Origin of the sequence: Streptomyces sp. NPDC026092, from assembly GCF_040638605.1 — a bacterium.
In the GTDB taxonomy this organism is placed as follows: Bacteria; Actinomycetota; Actinomycetes; order Streptomycetales; family Streptomycetaceae; genus Streptomyces.
The window spans coordinates 23,149-43,235 of the sequence record NZ_JBEZYN010000016.1 but is presented as its reverse complement, the minus strand read 5'-3'; the positions used below and the strand labels follow the sequence as shown (position 1 = coordinate 43,235).

The 20,087-nt window shown below is 71.1% G+C and carries 18 protein-coding genes; 10 read left to right on the top strand and 8 right to left on the bottom strand.

Features of this window, described 5'->3' with window-relative positions; genetic code table 11:
* Nucleotides 1–22: 22 nt before the first annotated feature.
* Together AB0F56_RS24760 and AB0F56_RS24755 are read left to right on the top strand one after the other, a co-directional pair.
* Nucleotides 23–964, top strand: a complete 942-nt coding sequence (locus AB0F56_RS24760) for an ROK family glucokinase (protein ID WP_362013370.1) — start codon at nt 23–25, stop codon at nt 962–964.
* Nucleotides 965–1,040: 76 nt separating this feature from the next.
* Nucleotides 1,041–1,793 (top strand): endonuclease/exonuclease/phosphatase family protein, encoded by a 753-nt coding sequence (locus AB0F56_RS24755; RefSeq protein ID WP_362013369.1) that lies wholly within the window; start codon nt 1,041–1,043, stop codon nt 1,791–1,793.
* A gap of 46 nt (nt 1,794–1,839) precedes the next feature.
* On the opposite strand, the gene AB0F56_RS24750 is transcribed toward AB0F56_RS24755, so the two are convergent.
* Together AB0F56_RS24750 and AB0F56_RS24745 are read right to left on the bottom strand one after the other, a co-directional pair.
* Nucleotides 1,840–2,502, bottom strand: a complete 663-nt coding sequence (locus AB0F56_RS24750; RefSeq protein WP_362013367.1) for a hypothetical protein — start codon at nt 2,500–2,502, stop codon at nt 1,840–1,842.
* Complete coding sequence (locus AB0F56_RS24745) at nt 2,495–3,277, bottom strand: alpha/beta fold hydrolase (RefSeq protein ID WP_362013365.1); 783 nt, start codon at nt 3,275–3,277, stop codon at nt 2,495–2,497. Before AB0F56_RS24745 ends, AB0F56_RS24750 begins: the two co-directional genes overlap by 8 nt.
* A gap of 226 nt (nt 3,278–3,503) precedes the next feature.
* On the opposite strand from AB0F56_RS24745, the gene AB0F56_RS24740 reads away from it, so the two are divergent.
* The 5 genes from AB0F56_RS24740 to AB0F56_RS24720 all read left to right on the top strand — a co-directional run bounded on the left by AB0F56_RS24740 (nt 3,504) and on the right by AB0F56_RS24720 (nt 8,401).
* Nucleotides 3,504–4,235, top strand: a complete 732-nt coding sequence (locus tag AB0F56_RS24740; RefSeq protein ID WP_362013609.1) for a lysophospholipid acyltransferase family protein — start codon at nt 3,504–3,506, stop codon at nt 4,233–4,235.
* 38 nt (nt 4,236–4,273) lie between these two features.
* Nucleotides 4,274–5,485: a DUF5931 domain-containing protein gene (locus tag AB0F56_RS24735; RefSeq protein ID WP_362013364.1), complete on the top strand. Its 1,212-nt coding sequence runs from the start codon at nt 4,274–4,276 to the stop codon at nt 5,483–5,485.
* Nucleotides 5,482–6,165, top strand: a complete 684-nt coding sequence (locus AB0F56_RS24730) for a response regulator transcription factor (RefSeq protein WP_362013362.1) — start codon at nt 5,482–5,484, stop codon at nt 6,163–6,165. The genes AB0F56_RS24735 and AB0F56_RS24730 overlap by 4 nt, the downstream gene beginning before the upstream one ends.
* 109 nt (nt 6,166–6,274) lie before the next feature.
* A complete protein-coding gene (locus AB0F56_RS24725) occupies nt 6,275–7,303 on the top strand; it encodes a 6-phosphofructokinase (RefSeq protein ID WP_362013360.1) in 1,029 nt (342 codons plus the stop codon).
* Between the two features lie 99 nt (nt 7,304–7,402).
* Nucleotides 7,403–8,401, top strand: coding sequence for a 2-hydroxyacid dehydrogenase (locus AB0F56_RS24720; protein WP_362013359.1), 999 nt, complete (start codon nt 7,403–7,405; stop codon nt 8,399–8,401).
* Nucleotides 8,402–8,408: 7 nt separating this feature from the next.
* Here the strand turns inward: AB0F56_RS24720 and AB0F56_RS24715 are convergent, their stop codons facing one another.
* Together AB0F56_RS24715 and AB0F56_RS24710 are read right to left on the bottom strand one after the other, a co-directional pair.
* Complete coding sequence (locus AB0F56_RS24715) at nt 8,409–10,277, bottom strand: anthranilate synthase family protein (RefSeq protein ID WP_362013358.1); 1,869 nt, start codon at nt 10,275–10,277, stop codon at nt 8,409–8,411.
* A 277-nt stretch (nt 10,278–10,554) separates the two neighbouring features.
* Complete coding sequence (locus tag AB0F56_RS24710; protein WP_362013356.1) at nt 10,555–13,335, bottom strand: N-acetylmuramoyl-L-alanine amidase; 2,781 nt, start codon at nt 13,333–13,335, stop codon at nt 10,555–10,557.
* Nucleotides 13,336–13,492: 157 nt separating this feature from the next.
* On the opposite strand from AB0F56_RS24710, the gene AB0F56_RS24705 reads away from it, so the two are divergent.
* Entirely contained in the window at nt 13,493–14,845 is a 1,353-nt protein-coding gene (locus tag AB0F56_RS24705) for a class II 3-deoxy-7-phosphoheptulonate synthase (protein WP_362013354.1), read from the top strand.
* A gap of 130 nt (nt 14,846–14,975) precedes the next feature.
* Complete coding sequence (locus AB0F56_RS24700; protein ID WP_362013353.1) at nt 14,976–15,221, top strand: (2Fe-2S)-binding protein; 246 nt, start codon at nt 14,976–14,978, stop codon at nt 15,219–15,221.
* A gap of 46 nt (nt 15,222–15,267) precedes the next feature.
* On the opposite strand, the gene bfr is transcribed toward AB0F56_RS24700, so the two are convergent.
* Nucleotides 15,268–15,744 carry a bacterioferritin gene (bfr, locus tag AB0F56_RS24695; protein WP_362013351.1) on the bottom strand — a complete coding sequence of 159 codons (477 nt, stop codon included), beginning with the start codon at nt 15,742–15,744 and terminating at the stop codon, nt 15,268–15,270.
* A gap of 176 nt (nt 15,745–15,920) precedes the next feature.
* Here bfr and AB0F56_RS24690 point away from each other — a divergent pair, with 176 nt between their 5' ends.
* Nucleotides 15,921–16,553 carry a sulfite oxidase-like oxidoreductase gene (locus AB0F56_RS24690; protein WP_362013349.1) on the top strand — a complete coding sequence of 211 codons (633 nt, stop codon included), beginning with the start codon at nt 15,921–15,923 and terminating at the stop codon, nt 16,551–16,553.
* 47 nt (nt 16,554–16,600) lie between these two features.
* On the opposite strand, the gene AB0F56_RS24685 is transcribed toward AB0F56_RS24690, so the two are convergent.
* The 3 genes from AB0F56_RS24685 to pknB all read right to left on the bottom strand — a co-directional run bounded on the left by AB0F56_RS24685 (nt 16,601) and on the right by pknB (nt 20,021).
* Nucleotides 16,601–17,137, bottom strand: a complete 537-nt coding sequence (locus tag AB0F56_RS24685; RefSeq protein ID WP_362013347.1) for a DUF4396 domain-containing protein — start codon at nt 17,135–17,137, stop codon at nt 16,601–16,603.
* A gap of 82 nt (nt 17,138–17,219) precedes the next feature.
* Complete coding sequence (locus AB0F56_RS24680) at nt 17,220–18,071, bottom strand: deoxyribonuclease IV (protein ID WP_362013345.1); 852 nt, start codon at nt 18,069–18,071, stop codon at nt 17,220–17,222.
* Between the two features lie 6 nt (nt 18,072–18,077).
* Nucleotides 18,078–20,021 (bottom strand): Stk1 family PASTA domain-containing Ser/Thr kinase, encoded by a 1,944-nt coding sequence (gene pknB / locus AB0F56_RS24675; protein WP_362013343.1) that lies wholly within the window; start codon nt 20,019–20,021, stop codon nt 18,078–18,080.
* Nucleotides 20,022–20,087: the final 66 nt, after the last annotated feature.

Genomic DNA, 20,087 nt, shown 5'->3' with positions numbered 1-20,087 from the left:
TCGACCGAAAACTGAGGGACACATGGGACTCACCATCGGCGTCGACATCGGCGGCACGAAGATCGCGGCCGGCGTGGTCGACGAGGAGGGCAACATCCTCGACACGCACAAGGTGCCCACCCCGCCGACCCCCGAAGGCATCGTCGACGCGATCTGCGCCGCTGTCTCCGAGGCCGGCAAGGGCCATCAGATCGAGGCTGTCGGCATCGGTGCCGCGGGCTACGTCGACGACAAGCGCGCCACCGTCCTCTTCGCGCCGAACATCGACTGGCGGCACGAGCCGCTGAAGGACAAGGTCGAGCAGCGGGTCGGCCTGCCCGTCGTCGTCGAGAACGACGCGAACGCGGCGGCCTGGGGCGAGTACAAGTTCGGCGCGGGCAAGGGCCACGAGGACGTCATCTGCATCACCCTCGGCACCGGCCTCGGCGGCGGCATCATCATCGGCAACAAGCTGCGCCGCGGCCGCTTCGGCGTCGCGGCCGAGTTCGGCCACATCCGGGTCGTCCCGGACGGCCTGCTGTGCGGCTGCGGCAGCCAGGGCTGCTGGGAGCAGTACGCCTCCGGCCGCGCCCTCGTCCGGTACGCCAAGCAGCGCGCCAACGCCACGCCCGAGCGCGCCGAGGTCCTCCTCGGCCTCGGCGACGGCACGCCCGAGGGCATCGAGGGCAAGCACATCAGCCAGGCGGCCCGCGCGGGCGACCCGGTGGCCATCGACTCCTTCCGCGAGCTGGCCCGCTGGGCCGGCGCCGGCCTCGCCGACCTGGCGTCGCTCTTCGACCCGTCCGCCTTCATCGTCGGCGGCGGGGTCTCGGACGAGGGCGAGCTGGTCCTCGACCCGATCCGGAAGTCCTTCCGCCGCTGGCTGATCGGTGGCCAGTGGCGCCCGCACGCCCAGGTCCTCGCCGCCCAGCTCGGCGGCAAGGCCGGCCTCGTCGGCGCGGCCGACCTGGCCCGCCAGGGGTAGCCATCGCGTGGTCGTACGTCCACCCGCCCGTCGCGTCCCCTGGGGAGCGGCGGGCGGGTGTCGTATGTTGCAGGGCATGGCGATCACCCCGCTGCCCAACTCCCGCACCGAGGCGGACGGTTCGGCCGTCGTCCGGGTCCTGAGCTACAACATCCGTTCGATGCGGGACGACGAGGACGCCCTCGCCCGTGTCATCCGGGCCTGCGCGCCCGATCTCGTCTTCGTCCAGGAGGCGCCCCGGTTCTTCCGCTGGCGCAAACACGCGGCCCGGCTCGCCGCGAAGAGCGAGCTCGTCCTGCTCAGCGGCGGCGCGACGGCCGCGGGGCCGCTCCTGATGTGCTCGCTGCGGGCCACCGTCGAACGCACCGAGGACGTGCTCCTGCCGCTCACCCCCGGACTCCACCGGCGTGGCCTCGCCACCGCAGTCGTACGGTTCGCGGGCGCCCGGGTCGGCCTGATCAGCTGCCATCTGAGCCTGCGGAGCGAGGAGCGGTACGCCCAGTCCGGGATGCTCCTCGACCGGGTGGCCGGGATGGACGCCCCGCACGTGATCGTGGCCGGAGACCTCAACGAGCGCCCCGGCGGCCGGAGTTTCACCCGGCTGACCAAGGAGCTCCAGGACGGCTGGGAGGTCAGCCCCTGGGGCGGCGAGTACACCTCCACACCCGACGACCCGCACCAGCGCATCGACGCGATCCTGGCGACGCGGGGCGTGGAGTTCCTCGGCTGCGGCGTCCCCCAGGACCTCGACGGCCTCGACCCGGCCGACCTGCGCGCGGCCACCGACCACCTGCCGGTCCTGGCCGCCGTACGGCTCCAGGCGTCCTGAGCCGTACGGCCGGTCCACGGACAGGGCGCCCGGACCCGCGGCGCGGTCACACCACCGCGCCGCGCCCCGGGTCGTCGTAGCCGTCGTCATCGTCGTCGTGCTTCATCCGGGCGACCAGCGTCGCGAAGCCGCCCAGGAAGCCGCCCACGCACACCGTCGTGAGCCACCACGTCATGTCCCACGAGAGCAGGACGGCGAGGAGCAGCAGCACCGGGCCGCCGATCACGCCCAGCCACGCGAACTTCGTCGTCGCGTCCGCCTCCGGCAGCGGCGGGGGCTCAGGCGGGACGAAGTGGCCCTCGCCGTCGTCGTCCTTCTTCGCCTTACCGGCCTTCTTGCCGTCCTCGTCCGCCCCGTCCGTCTCGTCGGGCTCGGCGTCCGGGTCGGCCAGCTCGTAGTCCCGGGGGCCGCCGCCGCCCACGCCGACACCGACGCCGGGCGCGAAGACGATCGAGCTGCCGAGCGCGGGCTTCGCGGGCCCGTCCCGGTCCTCGTCGTCCTCGTCCTCGTCGGCGTCCGGGTCACCGTCACCGTCGCCGTCACCGTCGCCGTCCACCGGCTCCGGGAGCGCCAGGTCCTCCACCGACCGGAACGGCTTCGCGCCCGGAGGGTCCGCCGGCTCGTCGCCGTACCCGGCGACGATCGCGGCCCAGGCCGCCTCCTCGTCGATGGGCTGCGGGTCGCGCTCCCCGTCCTGCTGCTCAGCCACCGCTCGTGCTCCCCTTCTCCCCGACGACGTCCGGAGCGAGCCGGCCCACGAACGCCCAGCTCTCCTCGAAGATCCGCTCCGCGTCGTGGTCCAACGTCGCCACGTGGTAGCTCTGTTCCAGCAGGAGCTCCTTGACGTCCGTGGACGAGATCCGGCTGAGCACCCGCGCCGAGTCGGCCGGCGGGACCACGTGGTCCTGCGGGCTGTGCAGCACCACCACCGGCTGCGTGACCTGGGGCAGCTCCGCGTCCACGGTCCGGAAGAACTGGCGCAGGGAGTGCGCCGCGTGCAGCGGCACCCGGTCGTAGCCGACCTCGACCGAGCCCTCCTTGGCGATGTCGCTCGCGATGCCCGGCGCCGAGCGGACGAAGTGGCGGGCGACCGGCAGCGCGTGCGCGGCCAGGCCGTGCACCTTGTTGCCCGGGTTCACCAGGACCAGACCGCGCACCGCGTCCCCGTGCTTGGCCGCGAGGCGCAGCGCCAGCGCCCCGCCCATGGAGAGGCCGAAGACGAAGACCTGCTCGCAGCGGGCGAGGAGGTCCCGGAGCTCGCGGTCCACCTCCGCGTACCAGTCGTGCCAGGTGGTGAGCTGCATGTCCTCCCAGCGCGTGCCGTGCCCGGGCAGCAGGGGCACCGACACCGTCAGCCCGCGCTCGGCCAGGTACTCGGCCCAGGGGCGCATCGACTGCGGGGAACCGGTGAATCCGTGACAGAGAAGGACGCCTACCTTGCCGCCGTCGTGGCGGTACGGCTCGGCTCCAGGAAGGACCGGCACCGGGGTCTCCTGTTCAGGGGGTTCGGCTTCGAGGAGGGCGGGGCTTCGACGAAGCGAGGGCATAAAGGGGAAGGACTTCACGGTACGCGACCGGACCGACACCCGACCAGGTCCGAATCCACGAAGGTGCCCCGTCCTCGGCCGCACCGGAGCGGGCGGGCGGGAAAAGGCGGGATAAGGTCTGTCCGACGGCACACGGAAGGTACTCGAGTTGATCTACGGCGCAATGAAGTTCTCCATCGGCGGCTCCCTGAAGCTCGCCTTCAGGCCGTGGGTGGAGGGCCTCGAGAACATTCCCGCCGAGGGGCCGGCGATCCTCGCGAGCAATCACCTCTCCTTCTCGGACTCCTTCTTCCTGCCCGCCGTCCTCGACCGCAAGGTCACCTTCATCGCCAAGGCCGAGTACTTCACCTCGCCCGGTGTGAAGGGCAAGCTCACCGCCGCCTTCTTCAAGGGCGTCGGCCAGCTCCCCGTGGACCGCTCCGGCGGCCGGGGCGCGGGCGAGGCGGCGATCAAGGCCGGCATCGAGGTCATCGAGAAGGGCGGGCTCTTCGGCATCTACCCCGAGGGCACCCGCTCGCCCGACGGCCGGCTCTACCGGGGCAAGCCCGGCGGCCTCGCGCGCGTGGCCCTGGCCACCGGCGCGCCCGTGATCCCGGTCGCCATGATCGACACCGAGAAGATCCAGCCGCCCGGCAAGGTCGTGCCCAAGCTGATGCGCCCGGGCATCAAGATCGGCGAGCCGCTGGACTTCACCCGCTACCAGGGCATGGAGGGGGACCGCTTCATCCTGCGCTCGGTGACCGACGAGGTCATGTACGAGATCATGAAGCTGTCCGGCCAGGAGTACGTCGACATCTACGCGACGGCCGCCAAGCGTCAGATCGCGGAGGCCGAGAAGGCCGCCAAGGAGGCCGTGAAGGCCGAGATCGCGGCACGGGAAGAGTCCGGCGCCTGACCCCTGCTGGGGGGAGGCGGCGTCCGGGGGTGGGGGAGATGGCCAAGCGCGAGCGTGTCGTGCGGATGTCGGTGGAGCAGCCGTTGTGGCGTGCGCTCACCGCGTACCGCGTCCTGACGATGATCTATGCCGTCCTGATCTTCGTCTTCGGCCGGGACCGCTACGAGCGGCCCTGGGTGGCCGTCGTCTTCCTCGCGTTCCTCTGCGTCTGGACGCTGGCGACGCTCCCGAAGGTGGCCAACGCGGCTGGCTGCACCAAGCGTTTCCTCGTCGCGGACCTCACCGTCGCCCTCACCGGCATCCTGCTGACCCCGCTCGCCGACGAGCAGGCGCGCACGGTCGACAGCCCCACCCTGCCGTCCATATGGACCGCCGGGGCCGTCCTCGCGTACGCGATCAAGGGCGGCTGGCGCTGGGCCGGGTTCGCCTCCTCGCTGGTCGCCGTCGCCAACATCATCGAGCGCGCCCACCCCACCCGGGACACCCTCCACAACGTCCTGCTCGTCTGGGTCGCGTCGATCGCCATCGGGTACGTCGTCGAGGTCGCCCGGGCCTCCGAGCGCACCCTCGCCCGCGCCCTGGAGATCGAGGCCGCGACCCGGGAGCGGGAACGCCTCGCGCGGGACATCCACGACAGCGTCCTGCAGGTCCTCGCGATGGTGCAGCGGCGCGGCACCGCCCTGGGCGGAGAGGCCGCCGAGCTGGGCCGGATGGCCGGGGAGCAGGAGGTCGCCCTGCGCACCCTGGTCGCCGGCGGGCTGGCCCGGCCCTCGCTGGTCTCCGAGGACGAGTCGGAGGGGGCGGTGGTCCGGATCGTCGAGGAGCCGGACGACGACTCCCCGGTCGATCTGCGGGCCCTGCTCGCGCCGCGCGCCGGGGCACGGATCACGCTCGCGGACCCGGGCGCCCCGGTCCTGCTGCCGCCGGAGGCCGCCCGCGAGCTGGCCTCCGCCGTCGGCGCGGCCCTGGACAACGTCCGGGTGCACGCGGGCGACGCGGCCCAGGCCTGGATCCTGGTCGAGGACTGGCCGGACGAGGTGATCGTGACCGTACGGGACGACGGCCCGGGCATCCCGGAGGGACGGCTCGCGCAGGCCGAGGGCGAGGGGCGGATGGGGGTCGCCCTCTCCATCCGCGGCAGGCTGCGCGACCTGGGCGGCACGGCCGAGCTGATCTCGGTACCGGGCCAGGGCACGGAAGTGGAACTGAAGGTCCCGAGGGACACACGGGGGAAGGCGGGAACGCGATGAGCGACGAGCGGATCGAGCGGCAGATCAAGGTGATGGTCGTGGACGACCATCCGATGTGGCGGGACGCGGTCGCCCGCGACCTCGCCGAGGCGGGCTTCGACGTGGTGGCCACGGCGGGCGACGGCGAGCAGGCCGTGCGCCGCGCCGGGGCGGCGGGCCCGGACGTCCTCGTCCTCGACCTCAACCTGCCCGCCAAGCCGGGCGTCCAGGTCTGCAAGGAGCTGGTCGGCGCCAACCCCGCCCTGCGGGTCCTGGTGCTCTCCGCGAGCGGCGAGCACGCCGACGTCCTGGAGGCGGTCAAGTCCGGCGCCACCGGCTATCTGCTGAAGTCGGCCAGCACGGCCGAGCTGATCGACGCGGTGCGCCGCACGGCCGTCGGGGACCCCGTGTTCACGCCCGGCCTCGCGGGCCTGGTCCTCGGCGAGTACCGCCGGCTCGCCTCCGAGCCGCTCCCCGCCCCCGGGGCCGACGAGCCCGGGGCGCCCCAGCTGACCGAGCGCGAGACCGAGGTGCTGCGGCTCGTGGCCAAGGGCCTGAGCTACAAGCAGATCGCCGAGCGCCTGGTCATCTCGCACCGGACCGTCCAGAACCACGTCCAGAACACGCTCGGCAAGCTCCAGCTGCACAACCGCGTCGAGCTCGTCCGGTACGCCATAGAGCGCGGCCTCGACGACGCCTGACCCCATCCGGGTGGAGCCCGACAATTCACCCTCCATGCCGTGTCGGAGTGACCCACGTCACTACTAGCGTGGGTCGTCACCACGTCCGCCACGGCGAAGGAGAGGCTCCATGCGCGTCGGCGTACTGACCGGAGGCGGCGACTGCCCCGGTCTCAACGCGGTCATCCGCGCCATCGTCCGCAAGGGCGTCCAGGAGTACGGCTACGAGTTCACCGGGTTCCGCGACGGCTGGCGCGGGCCTCTGGAGGGCATCGCCGTACCCCTCGACATCCCCGCCGTCCGGGGCATCCTGCCGCGCGGCGGAACGATCCTCGGCTCCTCCCGCACCAATCCGTTCACCGCCGACAACGGCGTCCGGCGGATCAGGGAGAACCTCGCCAAGTACGAGATCGACGCCCTGATCGCGATCGGCGGCGAGGACACCCTCGGCGTCGCCGCCCGGCTCGTCGACGAGCACGGTGTCCGCTGCGTGGGCGTCCCGAAGACCATCGACAACGACCTCTCCGCCACCGACTACACCTTCGGCTTCGACACGGCCGTCGGCATCGCCACCGAGGCCATCGACCGGCTCCACACCACCGCCGAGTCCCACATGCGGGTCCTGGTGGTGGAGGTGATGGGCCGCCACGCGGGCTGGATCGCGCTCCACTCCGGTCTCGCGGGCGGCGCCAACGTCATCCTCATCCCCGAGCAGCGCTTCGACGTCGACCAGGTCTGCGCCTGGGTCCACTCCCGCTTCCGGGCCACCTACGCCCCGATAGTGGTCGTCGCCGAGGGCGCGATGCCCAAGGACGGGGACATGGTCCTCAAGGACGGCACCCTCGACTCGTACGGACACGTGCGGCTCTCCGGCGTGGGCGAGTGGCTCGCCAAGGAGATCGAGCGCAGGACCGGCAAGGAGGCCAGGACCACGGTCCTCGGCCATGTGCAGCGCGGCGGCACGCCCAGCGCCTTCGACCGCTGGCTCGCCACCCGCTTCGGGCTGCACGCGATCGACGCCGTCCGGGACGGCGACTGGGGGCGGATGGTCGCGCTGCGCGGCACCGACATCGTCCGCGTCCCGATCTCGGAGGCCACGGCCCGGCTCAAGACCGTCGATCCGGCGCTCTACGCGGAGGTGGGCGTCTTCTTCGGCTGAGCGCCGCCGACAGGGACGGCAGCTCACGCGGACCGCTCCCGGGAACCGTATATTCGCCGGTGACCAGACAATTCCGGCAGAACCCCCGGGAGTGGATCCGTGGACATCCTGGCATTCGGCGTGCAGGCCGACGAGAAGCCGCTGATCGAGAAGGCCTTCGCGGGACACCACGACGTCCGCTGCCTGGACGTGTTCCTCACCGAGGACACGGCCGCCATCGCGACCGGCTACGAAGCCGTCTCCACCAGCGTCAACGCCGACCTCGGCGCCCGGGTCCTGCGTACCCTCGCCGCCGGCGGGACCAAGCTGATCGCCCAGCGCTCCACCGGCTTCAACAACATCGACCTCGACGTGGCCGCCCAGCTCGGCCTCACCGTCGCCCGGGTCTCGTACTACTCGCCGTACTCCGTCGCCGAGTTCGCCTGGACCCTGGCGATGGCCGTCAACCGGCGGATCGTCCGCGCCTCCAACCGGACCCGCGACTTCGACTTCCGGCTCGACGGGCTGATGGGCCGCGACCTGCACGGCCGTACGGTCGGCGTCCTCGGCACCGGGAAGATCGGCGAGGCCTTCACCCGGATCGCCCACGGCTTCGGCATGAACCTCCTCGGCTGGGACGTCGCCGAGAACCCCGCGTGCCTCGAACTCGGCATGAAGTACGTCGAGAAGGAGCGGCTCCTCGCCGAGTCCGACCTGGTCAGCCTGCACGTGCCGCTGCTCCCTGCGACCCGGCGCATCGTCGACGCGGCCGCGCTGCGGACGATGAAGGACGACGCCATCCTGGTGAACTCCAGCCGGGGCGGCCTCGTCGACACCGAGGCCCTGGTCTCCGAACTCCGCGCGGGCCGCTTCGCCGGCGTGGGCCTCGACGTGTACGAGGCGGAGGCGGGGCTCTTCTTCCTCGACAAGTCCCTGGAGGTCGTCGAGGACGACACCCTGGCCCGCCTGGTGACCTTCCCGAACGTGGTGGTCACCTCGCACCAGGCGTACTACACCGTGGACGCGGTCGGCCAGATCGTGGACACGACCGTCCAGAACGTCCTCGACTACGCGGCGGGCCGCCGCAGCGAGAACGTCCTGGTCCCGGCCGACTCGTAGACGCGGGTCAGACGAGCACGCCGGCGAGCAGGGAGGCGGTCAGCTCCGCGCCCTCCATCGTCAGCACCGACTCCGGGTGGAACTGCACCCCCGCGAAGCCCGGCCCGCGCAGCGCGTGGACCTCGCCCGTCTCCTCGTCCCGGCTCACCTCGATCCGGTGCAGGGCCAGCTCGGTGGCGGTCCGCTCGTCGCAGCGGGCCGTGAAGCTGTTGTAGAAGCCGACCGTCCGCTCCTGCCCGAAGAGATCGATCCGCACCTGCGCGCCCTGGAACGGGGTGCGCTTGCGGACGATCTCCAGGCCCAGTTCGGCCGCGATCAGCTCATGGCCGAGGCAGACGCCGAGCAGACCGTGCCGGTGGTCCCGTACGAGATCGGCGGTGAGCCCGCGCAGGAAACGCATCTTCGGATCGGTGGCGTCGGACGGATCCCCCGGCCCCGGGCCGAGCACCACCGGGCCTTCGTGGGCGAGCGCCAGCTCCCGCAGCCCCGGCTCGTCGTAGCGGACGACGGAGACCTCCAGGCCCGAGGAGCGCAGCAAGTGCGCGAGCATCGCGGTGAAGGTGTCCTCGGCGTCGATCACCAGCGCGTGGCCGGTCAGCTCGGCGGAGCGGACCTGCATCCGCAGCCAGAACGGCGCCAGGTCGGCCCGCCGGGCGTCCAGCGCCGCCCGCACCCGGGGATCGTCCGCGAGCCGGACCGCCACCGGCGCCTCGTCCTGCGGCCGCCCCTCCCGTACACCGAGCGCCGCGAGCACCCCGGCCGCCTTCGCGTGCGTCTCGGCGACCTCGCCGTCGGGGTCGGAGTGCCGGACGAGCGTCGCGCCGACCGGTACGCGCAGGGCCCCGTCGCGGGAGATGTCGGCGGTACGGATGAGGATCGGCGAGTCCAGGGTCTGGAGCCCGTTCTCGTCGGTGCCGAGCAGGGCCAGGGCGCCCGCGTAGTAACCCCGACCGCCGGCCTCGTGCCGCTCGATGACCCGGCAGGCGTTCTGCACCGGAGAGCCGGTGACCGTCGCCGCGAACATCGTCTCCCGCAGCACCTCCCGCACGTCCAGGGAGGAGCGGCCCCGCAGCTCGTACTCGGTGTGCGCGAGGTGCGCCATCTCCTTGAGCCGGGGCCCGATCACCACCCCGCCCATGTCGCCGACCGTGCACATCATCTTCAGCTCCTCGTCGACCACCATGGAGAGCTCCTCGGTCTCCTTGCGGTCCGCCAGGAACGTCAGCAGGTCCTCGGGGGTCGGCGCGGCCCCGGCCGGGTAGCGGTACGTGCCGGAGATCGGGTTCATGACGACCGTGCCGCCGGCCATCCGCACGTGCACCTCCGGGCTCGCGCCGACCAGGGTCCGGTCGCCGGTGTGGACGACGAAGGTCCAGTACGCGCCCCGCTCACCCGCGAGCAGCCGCCGGAACAGGGCGAGCGCGTCGGCGCGCCCGAAGCCGGGGATCTCCCCGGTGTACGTCCGCCGGATGACGAAGTTGGCGCCCTCGCCCGCGCCGATCTCCTCCTCGATCACGCGCCGCACGGTCCCGGCGTACGCCTCGTCCGACACGTCGAACCCGCCGCCCTCGACCCGTACCGCGTGGGTCGGCAGCCGGTCGAGCGCGTCGGCGAGCGGCAGCTCGTACGTCTCCTCGGCGACGAGCACGGAGAGCGGGGTGCCGTCGTCGCGGACGTCGAAACCGCGCTCGCGGATCTGCCGGAACGGCACCAGGGCGAGGGTCGGCAGCTCACCGACGGGCAGGTCGGCGAGGCGCTCGGCCTCGTGCACCGCGCCGATCAGCACCTCGACGGTGTCGTGGTCACGGCCGGGGGTGCGCCTGCGGAGCAGGGCGAAGGGCGGACAGGCGTCGTCGAGGAGACGGGAGAGGTCCATGAGGTGTGTTCCTTCCGGGAGACGGAGAGGAACGGCCCTGGGAACGCAGAAGGCCGCCCTCTCGGGCGGCCTTCGCGTGTGGTGTGGGGGTACGCGCAGTCAGTGGGCCGCCGGAGGAGCGGGCCACCACCAGTTCAGGGTCGTCTGCGCGAACATGCGAGCACTGTAACGCAGCCGGGCAGCGCGAAGGGGCCCGGTTCACACCATGGACGGTGCGAGCCGGGCCCCTTCGGTGGCCTCGCTGATCTACCGATCTACCGGTCTGCCGACCCGTGGATCAGAAGATCAGGTTGTAGATCTGCCAGCCGCTGCCGACCTTGACGCGGGGCGCGTACGGGGCGGTGGCGCTGCCGGTGCCCTTGTAGTACCAGAGCGCTCCGGTGGTGTCGCGGCCGATGAGGTCGACCTTGCCGTCACCGTTCAGGTCGCTCGGTCCGACGAGCTGGTTGTACGTCTGCCAGCCGCCGCCGACCTTGACGCGCGCGGCGAACGGCGTGGTGGAGCTGCCGGTGCCCTTGTAGAACCACAGGTCGCCGGCGGGGTCGCGGGCGATGAGGTCGGCCTTGCCGTCGGCGTTCACGTCGCCGGTGGAGACGAGCTGGTTGTACATCTGCCAGCCGCCGCCGACCTTGACGCGCGCGGCGAACGGGGTGGCCGGGTTGCCCGTGCCCTTGTAGAACCAGAGCAGGCCGGACTTCTCGCGGGCTATCAGGTCGGGTATCGCGTCACCGTTCAGGTCACGCGCGCCGATGATCCGGTCGTAGATCTGCCAGCCGCCACCGGTCTTGAGCCGCGCCTTGAACGGCGCGGACGGGTTGCCGGTGCCCTTGTAGTACCAGAGGTCGCCGGCCGGGTCCCGGGCGACCATGTCGCCGGTGCCGTCCGCGTGCAGCGCGGTCATCGGCGTGACGGCGTTGTACATGTTCCAGCCACCGCCGACGCGGTACCGGGTGAGGAACGGCGCGGTGGCGCTGCCGGTGCCCTGGTACTGCCAGAGGACACCGGAGGCGTCACGGGCGAGGAGGTTGTAGCGGCCGGCGGCGGAGACGGGCGCGGCCGCAGGGGCCTCGGTGACATCGGTCGCCTTCACCCACGCCATACGGTGGTTGTACCTGATCGGGATGTACTCGTCGGTGCCCACGACGTTCTTCTGGGAGCTGCCGAACCAGTCGTCACCCTTGATCGCGGGGCCGGCCTTCACGTAAGCCTGGCCCGCAGGGAGCGAGTACCTCGTGAAGTAGGCGCCCGGGTCCGACGGCGGGGCCTCGCCGGCCGCGGTGTAGGCGGCGGTCTCGGGGAAGGAGCGTCCGTAGATCCGGGCCGTGACGCCGGCCTTGGCCTTGATCACGGTCGGGGAGACGGTGACCGGGGCCGTGTACTGGCCGCCGGGGTTGTAGAACCAGGCCTTCTGCCCGCCGTACCAGATCGCGGTCCAGTCGGTGCGGGTTTCGGCGACGACGTACGTGCCGCCCGCGCGGACCTTGTTCCCCCAGTTCGGTCCGTCACTCCACACCACGTTGGGGATGTACGGGTCCTTGATGGGCGTCGCGGTCGAAGCGGTGGTGTACAGGTAGCCGAAGTTCGCGGGCCGGGCGGCGACGGTGCTGCCGCCGTACGTGATCTTGGGCTGGTTCGCCGTGGTGAACGGCGGTACGACACGGACCAGCTGACCGGCCTTGAGCAGGCCGCCGGCGCCGCCGGCGCCCGTCGGGGCACCCATCAGCGACATGTAGTGGTTCCAGTCCCAGAACGGGCCCGCGTCCCAGTGCATGCCGGCGATCTTGGCGTCGTTGTATCCCGCCACCTCGTCGTGGCCGATGATGTGCTCGCGGTCGAGCGGGATGCCGTACTTGGCCGCGAGGAACTTCACCAGTGCGGCGGAGGACTCGTACTGCGGCTCCGTGTACCAGCTGCCCGCCTTGATGGCGTAGCCCTCGTGCTCCACGCCGATGGCGTGCGAGTTGGTGGTCCAGTTGCCCGCGTGCCACGCGATGTTCTTGTTCTCGACCATCTGGGTGACCAGACCGTCCGAGGCGCGGATCAGGTAGTGCGCGCTGCCCTTGGCCGTCGCGCTCTGGAACGTGGCGATGGTGCCGGCGTAGCTGCCCTCGGTGTCGTGGACGACGATCTGCCGGATGTCGACACCGCCGGCCGGGCGAGGGGCGAGCGTGTAGTTGCGCTGTCCGGTGCTCGGGACCTCGGCCGGGATGTAGTTGCACTGCAGACCGGACGGGCACTCGGGCGTCGGCGTCGCGGTCGTCGCCGCGAAGCTCGCGGCCAGCGGCACGTCCGACGGCTTGACCGGTTCGACCGACGGGTCGGCCGGCAGGACGACCTGCTCGCCGTCCGTGGTGAGCTCCCGCTCACCCGTCTTGATCGATTCGAAGACGCGCTTCGCGAAGAGGTCGGCGCCCTTCTTGTCCGGCGACTCGCTGAAACGCGCCACAGCGGCGTACCACTGGCCCGGGTCGTCCGGCAGGTCACCGGTCGCCTGCTTCTGGTACTCCGCGAGCAGCGCCGCACCGGCGCGGATGCTCTCCCCGGTGTCGTTCTTCAGGGTCTCGGCGGAGCCGTCGATCAGCCCGGCGGCCTTGTCCAGCGTGTGCAGCCGCGGATCGTCGGTGTCGACGGTCTCCTTCGGCAGGTTGCGCAGCGCCTTGGCCTTGTCGAAGGTCTTCTCGATCTCCTCCTTGCCGCTGGCGTTGAGGTGCGCGAGGCGCTCGTCGTCGTCGTGGACCGCGACGTCCTCCGGGTCGACGTCCGTCAGACCCATGACGTTGTACGCGCCGCTCGTGCTCGGCTCGCCGTCGTGCGACTCCCACCGCGTCTGTCGGTACGACACGGCCATCAGCACGCTCTGTGGAACGTCGAACTCATCGGCGGCCGAGGCGAACTGCGCCTGCAGTGACGATTCCCCACCCGCCTTGCCGTCCGAGGAGTCCAGCATGCCCGGCGATGCCACGGCGATCGTGCCGATCGTCGCCGTCGCGACGACGGCCGCCGCAGCGCCGTACAGCAGCCGTCTCTTCTTGCGGTCCCTGCGGTGCCCTTGGCTCACGCCCACCCCTGTGAAGTATTTAGGCCTCAGATGTTTAAACGCGCGTGAGGGTAACACCACCCGAAGGCGTGGTCCGCGTGGGCGGACATTACGGACGCGCGTCTCAGCCATTGGGCGGCGCGATGGACAGGGCGTCGGACACCGTAATGTGGTGGTTGTGACCGTGAACGCTAAGACCACCGCAACCGGTGGCAACACCTGGCGAGACCTTCCCGCGGCGCAGCAGCCCGAGTACCCCGATGCCGAGGCTCTGCGCGATGTGATCGCGGACCTCGAGTCGTATCCGCCGCTCGTCTTCGCGGGCGAGTGCGATCAGCTGCGCGCCCGTATGGGAGCCGTCGCCCGTGGCGAGGCGTTCCTGCTCCAGGGCGGCGACTGCGCCGAGGCCTTCGACGCCGTCTCCGCCGACCACATCCGAGCCAAGCTCAAGACGCTGCTCCAGATGAGCGCCGTCCTCACGTACGCGGCCTCCGTGCCCGTCGTGAAGGTCGGCCGCATCGCGGGGCAGTACTCCAAGCCCCGCTCCAAGGGCACCGAGACCCGCGACGGGGTGACCCTGCCGACGTACCGCGGCGACTCCGTCAACGGCTTCGACTTCAACGAGAAGGCCCGCATCCCGGACCCCGAGCGCCTGAAGCGGATGTACAACGCCTCCGCCTCCACGCTCAACCTGGTGCGCGCCTTCACCACCGGTGGCTACGCCGACCTGCGCCAGGTGCATGCCTGGAACCAGGACTTCGTGAAGTCGTCCCCGTCGGGTCAGCGCTACGAGGCGCTCGCCCGCGAGATCGACAACGCCCTGAACTTCATGAAGGCCTGTGGCACCGACCCGGCCGAGTTCAAGGCCGTCGAGTTCTACGCCTCCCACGAGGCGCTGCTGCTCGACTACGAGGGCGCCCTCACGCGTACCGACTCGCGCACCGGCAAGCTGTACGACACCTCCGGCCACATGGTCTGGATCGGTGAGCGCACCCGCCAGCTCGACCACGCCCACATCGAGTTCGCCTCGCGGATCGCGAACCCGATCGGCATCAAGCTGGGCCCGACGACCTCGGTCGACGAGGCGCTGACGTACATCGACCGGCTCGACCCGGACCGCGAGCCCGGCCGGCTGACCTTCATCGTCCGCATGGGCGCCGACAAGGTCCGGGACAAGCTCCCGGAGCTGGTCGAGAAGGTCACCGCCTCCGGCGCGACCGTCGCCTGGGTGACCGACCCGATGCACGGCAACACCTTCGAGGCGGCCTCCGGGCACAAGACCCGCCGCTTCGACGACGTGCTCGACGAGGTCAAGGGCTTCTTCGAGGTCCACAAGAGCCTTGGCACCCACCCGGGCGGCATCCACGTCGAGCTCACCGGTGACGACGTCACCGAGTGCGTGGGCGGCGGCGACGAGATCTTCGTCGACGACCTGCACCAGCGCTACGAGACGGCCTGCGACCCGCGGCTCAACCGCAGCCAGTCCCTGGACCTGGCGTTCCTGGTGGCGGAGATGTACCGCGATCAGTAAGTAGCTTCGTACGACGATGGGGCGCGGATCACTGTGATCCGCGCCCCATGTCATATGCAGAGCTTTACACCTCGGAGGCGCCGGGTAAGGTTAGGTTAGCCTTATCGATCTCGGCGGGAGGTGAATCCGCGTGTACGTCTGCTCATGCTTCGGGGTCACCGAGAAGCAGGTCAAGGAACACGCGGACGCGGGCGCCTGCACGCCCCGCCAGATCGCCTCCGCCTGCAAGGCGGGAACGGACTGCGGTTCCTGCGTGCGACGCATCCAGGCCATACTCGGGCGCGGCAACTGCCCGCGCCGGGATCTGATCGACCAGGGGATTCCCGCCCTGGCGGCGGAGATCAACGAGCCGGACGAGCTGTCCGAAGCCGCCTGATCCAAAGCCGGCCGATTCGAAGCTTTCCGATCCAAAGCCGTCCGAGCTAGCTCGGCTGCTCGATCAGCGTCGAGATGTACAGCGCCTCGCCCAGGCTCTCGATCAGCTCCAGCTGCGTGTCGAGGTAGTCGATGTGGTGCTCCTCGTCCGCGAGGATCTCCTCGAAGAGGTTGGCCGAGGTGATGTCGCCCTTGGCCCGCATGACATCGATCCCGCGCTTGAGGCGGTCGATCGCCTCGACCTCCACCTGGCGGTCCGCCTGGAACATCTCGGTGACCGTCTGGCCGACGCGTACGTGGAAGAGCCGCTGGTAGTTGGGCAGACCGTCGAGCATCAGGATGCGCTCGGTGATCTTGTCCGCGTGCTTCATCTCATCGATGGACTCTTCGCGGGTGTACTTGGCGAGCTTGGTCCAGCCCTTGTTGTCCTGGATGCGGTAGTGCAGCCAGTACTGGTTGATGGCCGTCAGCTCGCCGGTCAGCTGCTCGTTGAGGAACTCGAGGACCTCGGGGTCGCCCTGCATCGCAGAGGCTCCTTCCACGCATGTCTAAGTCGTGACTGGGCAGGATGGCCGCATCCTTGCACCACGGTTGGGGACCGTCCAGTAAGTGCAGGCTTAGTGGGAGTTGCCCCAAAGCTGCCCTGCTGGGGAGGTTGGCTGGTCATGACCACCCCTCGCGGTCTGTCACCATGGATGACATGGGTCAGCCGGAGAGCGGGGTACACCGGGAAGCAGGGCAGACGGATCTTCCGCCGGGGCAACGGCTGCAGCGCGGCTGGCCGGTCACCCACTACGGCCCCGTCCCCAAGTTCAAGCCCGACCGCTGGGAGTTCCGGGTCTTCGGGGCGACGGCGGACGGCGACAAGCGGTGCTGGAACCACGAGGAGTTCTCGGCCCTCCCGTTCGCGACGGTCGTGGCCGATCTGCACTGCGTGACGAAATTCAGCATGCTCGGGGCCGAATGGGGTGGGGTGCCGGCCCGGACGATCCTGGATCTGGCCCCGCCGGCCGGCAACGTGACGCATGTGATGGTCTGGGCCGAGTACGGCTTCAGCGCGAACCTGCGGCTCTCCGACTTCGCCTCCGACCAGACGATCTTCGCCACCCACAAGGACGGTGAGCTGCTCACCGCCGAGCACGGCTTCCCGCTGCGGCTCGTGGTGCCGCACCTGTACGCCTGGAAGGGGCCCAAGTGGGTCCGGGGCGTGGAGTACATGACCGCCGACCGCCGCGGCTTCTGGGAGGAGCGCGGCTATCACAACCTCGGCGACCCCTGGAAGGAACAGCGGTACTCGTACCAGGAGGAGCCGGGGGACGGCCCGGAACTCTGATCGGTGCCGGTGCCGGTGCCGGTGCCGGTGTCGGTGCCGGTGCTCGGTCAGTGCTGGTGGTACTGGTGGACCACCGCGTGGCCCTTGCCGCGGCCGATCAGCCACTTGTTGACGGGCGTGGTGATCAGGAAGGCGACGAGGAAGGCGAACGCCAGGGCGCCCCAGAAGAGCGCGTCCGAGAGGTGCGCGTCCATCGCGCCCGGCACCAGGAGCAGCACTCCGTTGTCGACGAGTTCCATGACGGTGATCGAGAGCGTGTCGGCGGCGAGCGCGACGCCGATGGCCGCCTTCAGGCTCAGGCCCGCGCGGACGACCGCCCAGAGCGTGAGCGAGTAGCCGAAGAAGAAGGCCAGGGCGATGGCCAGGACCATCGTCGGGGCGTTGCCCCAGCCGAGCGCGGTGCCGATGATCATGCCGAGGACCTCGCCGATGGCGCATCCGGTCAGGCAGTGCAGGGTGGCCTTCATCGCCATGGACCAGCTGGCCTTGGCCGGGGGCTGTCCGTGGCCCTGTCCGTGGTCGTGTCCGTCGTGACCGTGTCCGTCGTGGTGGGCGTGCGGGTCGGCGTGCGCTTCGTGCTGCATGGGTTCCCCCAATGACCGATTGCGGTTCCTGCTGCCTACACAGGAACCGTATACCCCCTAGGGGTATTCCTCAACGGGAATCTCAGCCCCGGAGCTTCTTCAGCCGCTCCACGTCCGCGACGTGGCCTTCCTTCCCGCCCGGCGTCTCGATGATCAGCGGCACGCCCTCGGTCGCGTGGTGCCGCATCAGCTCGCGGAACGGGTCCTCGCCGATGTGCCCGGCCCCGATGTTCGCGTGCCGGTCCTTGTGCGCGCCGACGACGTCCTTGGAGTCGTTGGCGTGGATCAGCTTCAGCCGGCCCTCGCCCACCGTCGCCACCAGCTCGTCGAGCGTCTGCCGCATGCCGTGCGGGCCGGTCAGATCGTGTCCCGCGGCGAAGATGTGGCAGGTGTCGAGGCAGATCCCGAGCTTCGGGTGGTGGTCGAGTGCCTCGAAGTACGGGCCGAAGTCCTCGGCGCGCGAGCAGAGCGAGAAGCCCTGCCCGGCCGTCGACTCCAGGAGCAGGAACGGATCGTCCGGGTGCGTCAGCTCCTCCAGCAGCGGCCGCATCCGCTCCCGTACCTGCGCGAGCGCCTCCGCGCGCGGACGGCCGCCGGTCGCCGAGCCGGTGTGCACGACCACGCCCTTCGCCCCGATCTCGCGGCCCCGGCGCAGCGAGTGCCGGAGCGACTCGACCGACTTCTCGACGGTGGCCTCGGTGTGGGAGCCGAAGTTGATCAGGTACGGGGCGTGCACCCAGGCCGACAGGGACTCGGCCTCGCACCCGGCGCGGAACAGCTCGTCCTGCGCCGGGTTGCCGACGGGCGTCGCCCAGCCGCGCGGGTTGGCGACGAAGACCTGGACCGTCTCCGCGCCCAGTTCGCGGGCGTAGCCGAGACCGACCGTGGCGAGACCGCCGGCCACGGGGACATGACCGCCGACGGGGTTGCGCATGAGTTCTTACAGTCCCTTGATCGTGATGGCGATGGTGGAGCCCTCGGGCGCGGTGGTGCCGCCGTCGACGGACTGGCCGGAGACCGTGTCGCCGAGGAAGGGGAAGGTCTTCTCGACCTTCACCTCGAAGCCCGCCGCCTCCAGCTTCGTGCGCGCGGAGTCGGTCGACTCGCCCGTCACGTCGGGGACCTCGATCATCCGCGGCCCCTTGGAGACCGTGAGGACGATCCGGTCGCCCTGGGCGGCCCGGCTGCCCTCCGCGAGCGACTGGGCGGCGACCGTGGCGGCCGCCTCGGCGGAGTGGATCTGCTCGGTCGCGATCTCCACCTTGAGCCCGGCGTCCTGGAGCGTGCTGGTGGCGTCGGCCACCGAGTCGCCGGCCACGTCGGGAACGTCGATCGGGCGGCCCTTGCTGACCACGAGCGCCACGGCCGAGTCGGGGCTGCGTTCGGTGCCCGGCTCCGGGTCGGAGCTGATCACGGCGCCCTGCGGGATGTCCTGGCTGAAAGCCGTCGTCGTCACGCCGACCAGCAGGCCCTCGTCGGCGAGCAGCCGCTTGGCCTGCGCCAGCGGCTTCCCCTTGAGCCGGGGGACCTTCACGATCTCCGGGCCCCGGGAGATGGTGAGCGTGACCGTGCCGTTGCCCCGGATCCGCTGGCCCGAGGCCGGGTCGGTGGCCATGACCGTGCCGCGCTCGTACACGTCGCTGAACGCCCGCTTCGTCGCGCGGACGTCGAGCCCCGCGTCCGTCAGCCGCTTGGTCGCCTTCTCCTCGGTCTGGCCGAGGACGGCCGGGACGCGGGTGAACTGGCCGGAATTGATGTACCAGACGCCCCCGCCGATCCCCAGCGCGAGCAGGACGGCCACGACGACGAGCAGCGGACCGCGCGGCCGGCGCCGGCCACGGTCCCGGCGCTCCGCCCGGCCCTCGGAGCGGAGCTCCTGCCCGAGCTCGGTCGGCGGCATCGGGAGCCGGCTGGTGTGCTGGACGTCGTCCTCAGGACGGGCGGCCGCCGACGCGACCCGGGGGATCACGCTGGTCCGGTCCTCCGCCCCCGTACGCTCCTCGGCGTGCGCCTGCGGCGGTACGGCGTCCAGCTGCGCGTCCCCGAGGGCCGCCCGGGCCTCCCGGGCGTGCGCGAGGAGCGCGACGGCGTCGTACGGGCGGACCTCGGGGTTGCGGGCGGTGGCGGTCGCCACCAGCTCGTCCAGTTCGAGGGCGAGGCCGGGCACGGCCGCCGAGGGGGCCGGGACGTCGGTGTTCAGGTGCTGGAAGAGGACCTGGGCGGGGGTGTCCCCGGAGTGCGGCTTGGAGCCGGTCAGCATCTCGTACAGGACGACACCGCAGGCGTACACGTCGGCGCGGGTGTCCGCCGTGCCGTGCTCGATCTGCTCCGGCGCCAGGTACGAGACGGTGCCCAGGACCGACCCCGTGGTGTTGGTGGCCGAGCCGACCGCCCGTACGAGACCGAAGTCGGCGACCTTCACCCGGCCGTCGTCCCCTATCAGGACGTTCTCCGGCTTCATGTCCCGGTGCACGAACCCGGCACGATGCGCGGCCCCGAGCGCGGCGAGCACCGGCTCCAGGATGTCGAGCGCGGCGCGCGGCTGGAGCGCCCCGCGCTCGCGCAGCACGTCGCGCAGGGTGCACCCGGCGACGTACTCCATGGCCAGATAGACGTACGCGCCGTCCGCGCCCTGGTCGAAGACCCCCACCACATTGGGGTGGGAGAGCCGGGCGACGGACTTGGCCTCGCGGATGAACCGCTCGACGAACGCGGCGTCGGTGGCGAGGGCCGGGTGCATCACCTTGAGCGCGAGCACCCGGTCGAGCCGGGTGTCGACGGCCCGGTAGACCGTGGCCATCCCGCCGACGGCGATGCGCGCGTCGACGCGGTAGCGGCCGTCGAGCAGCTGCCCGACGAGGGGGTCCTGAAGGGTCGTGTCCACGGCCCCGAGTTTACGAGCCGGTGAGGCCACCCCGTTCCCCACCGGCCCGACCGCAGCACACCTGTG

Bases quoted from the DNA above. Each gene is read 5' to 3' on its own strand.
- AB0F56_RS24730 (WP_362013362.1), top strand. From the start codon at position 5,482: ATGAGCGACGAGCGGATCGAGCGGCAGATCAAGGTGATGGTCGTGGAC.
- AB0F56_RS24760 (WP_362013370.1), top strand. From the start codon at position 23: ATGGGACTCACCATCGGCGTCGACATCGGCGGCACGAAGATCGCGGCC.
- AB0F56_RS24740 (WP_362013609.1), top strand. From the start codon at position 3,504: ATGAAGTTCTCCATCGGCGGCTCCCTGAAGCTCGCCTTCAGGCCGTGG.
- AB0F56_RS24715 (WP_362013358.1), bottom strand. From the start codon at position 10,277: ATGGACCTCTCCCGTCTCCTCGACGACGCCTGTCCGCCCTTCGCCCTG.
- AB0F56_RS24685 (WP_362013347.1), bottom strand. From the start codon at position 17,137: ATGCAGCACGAAGCGCACGCCGACCCGCACGCCCACCACGACGGACAC.
- AB0F56_RS24690 (WP_362013349.1), top strand. From the start codon at position 15,921: ATGGGTCAGCCGGAGAGCGGGGTACACCGGGAAGCAGGGCAGACGGAT.
- AB0F56_RS24725 (WP_362013360.1), top strand. From the start codon at position 6,275: ATGCGCGTCGGCGTACTGACCGGAGGCGGCGACTGCCCCGGTCTCAAC.
- AB0F56_RS24755 (WP_362013369.1), top strand. From the start codon at position 1,041: ATGGCGATCACCCCGCTGCCCAACTCCCGCACCGAGGCGGACGGTTCG.
- AB0F56_RS24735 (WP_362013364.1), top strand. From the start codon at position 4,274: ATGGCCAAGCGCGAGCGTGTCGTGCGGATGTCGGTGGAGCAGCCGTTG.
- bfr (WP_362013351.1), bottom strand. From the start codon at position 15,744: ATGCAGGGCGACCCCGAGGTCCTCGAGTTCCTCAACGAGCAGCTGACC.
- AB0F56_RS24680 (WP_362013345.1), bottom strand. From the start codon at position 18,071: ATGCGCAACCCCGTCGGCGGTCATGTCCCCGTGGCCGGCGGTCTCGCC.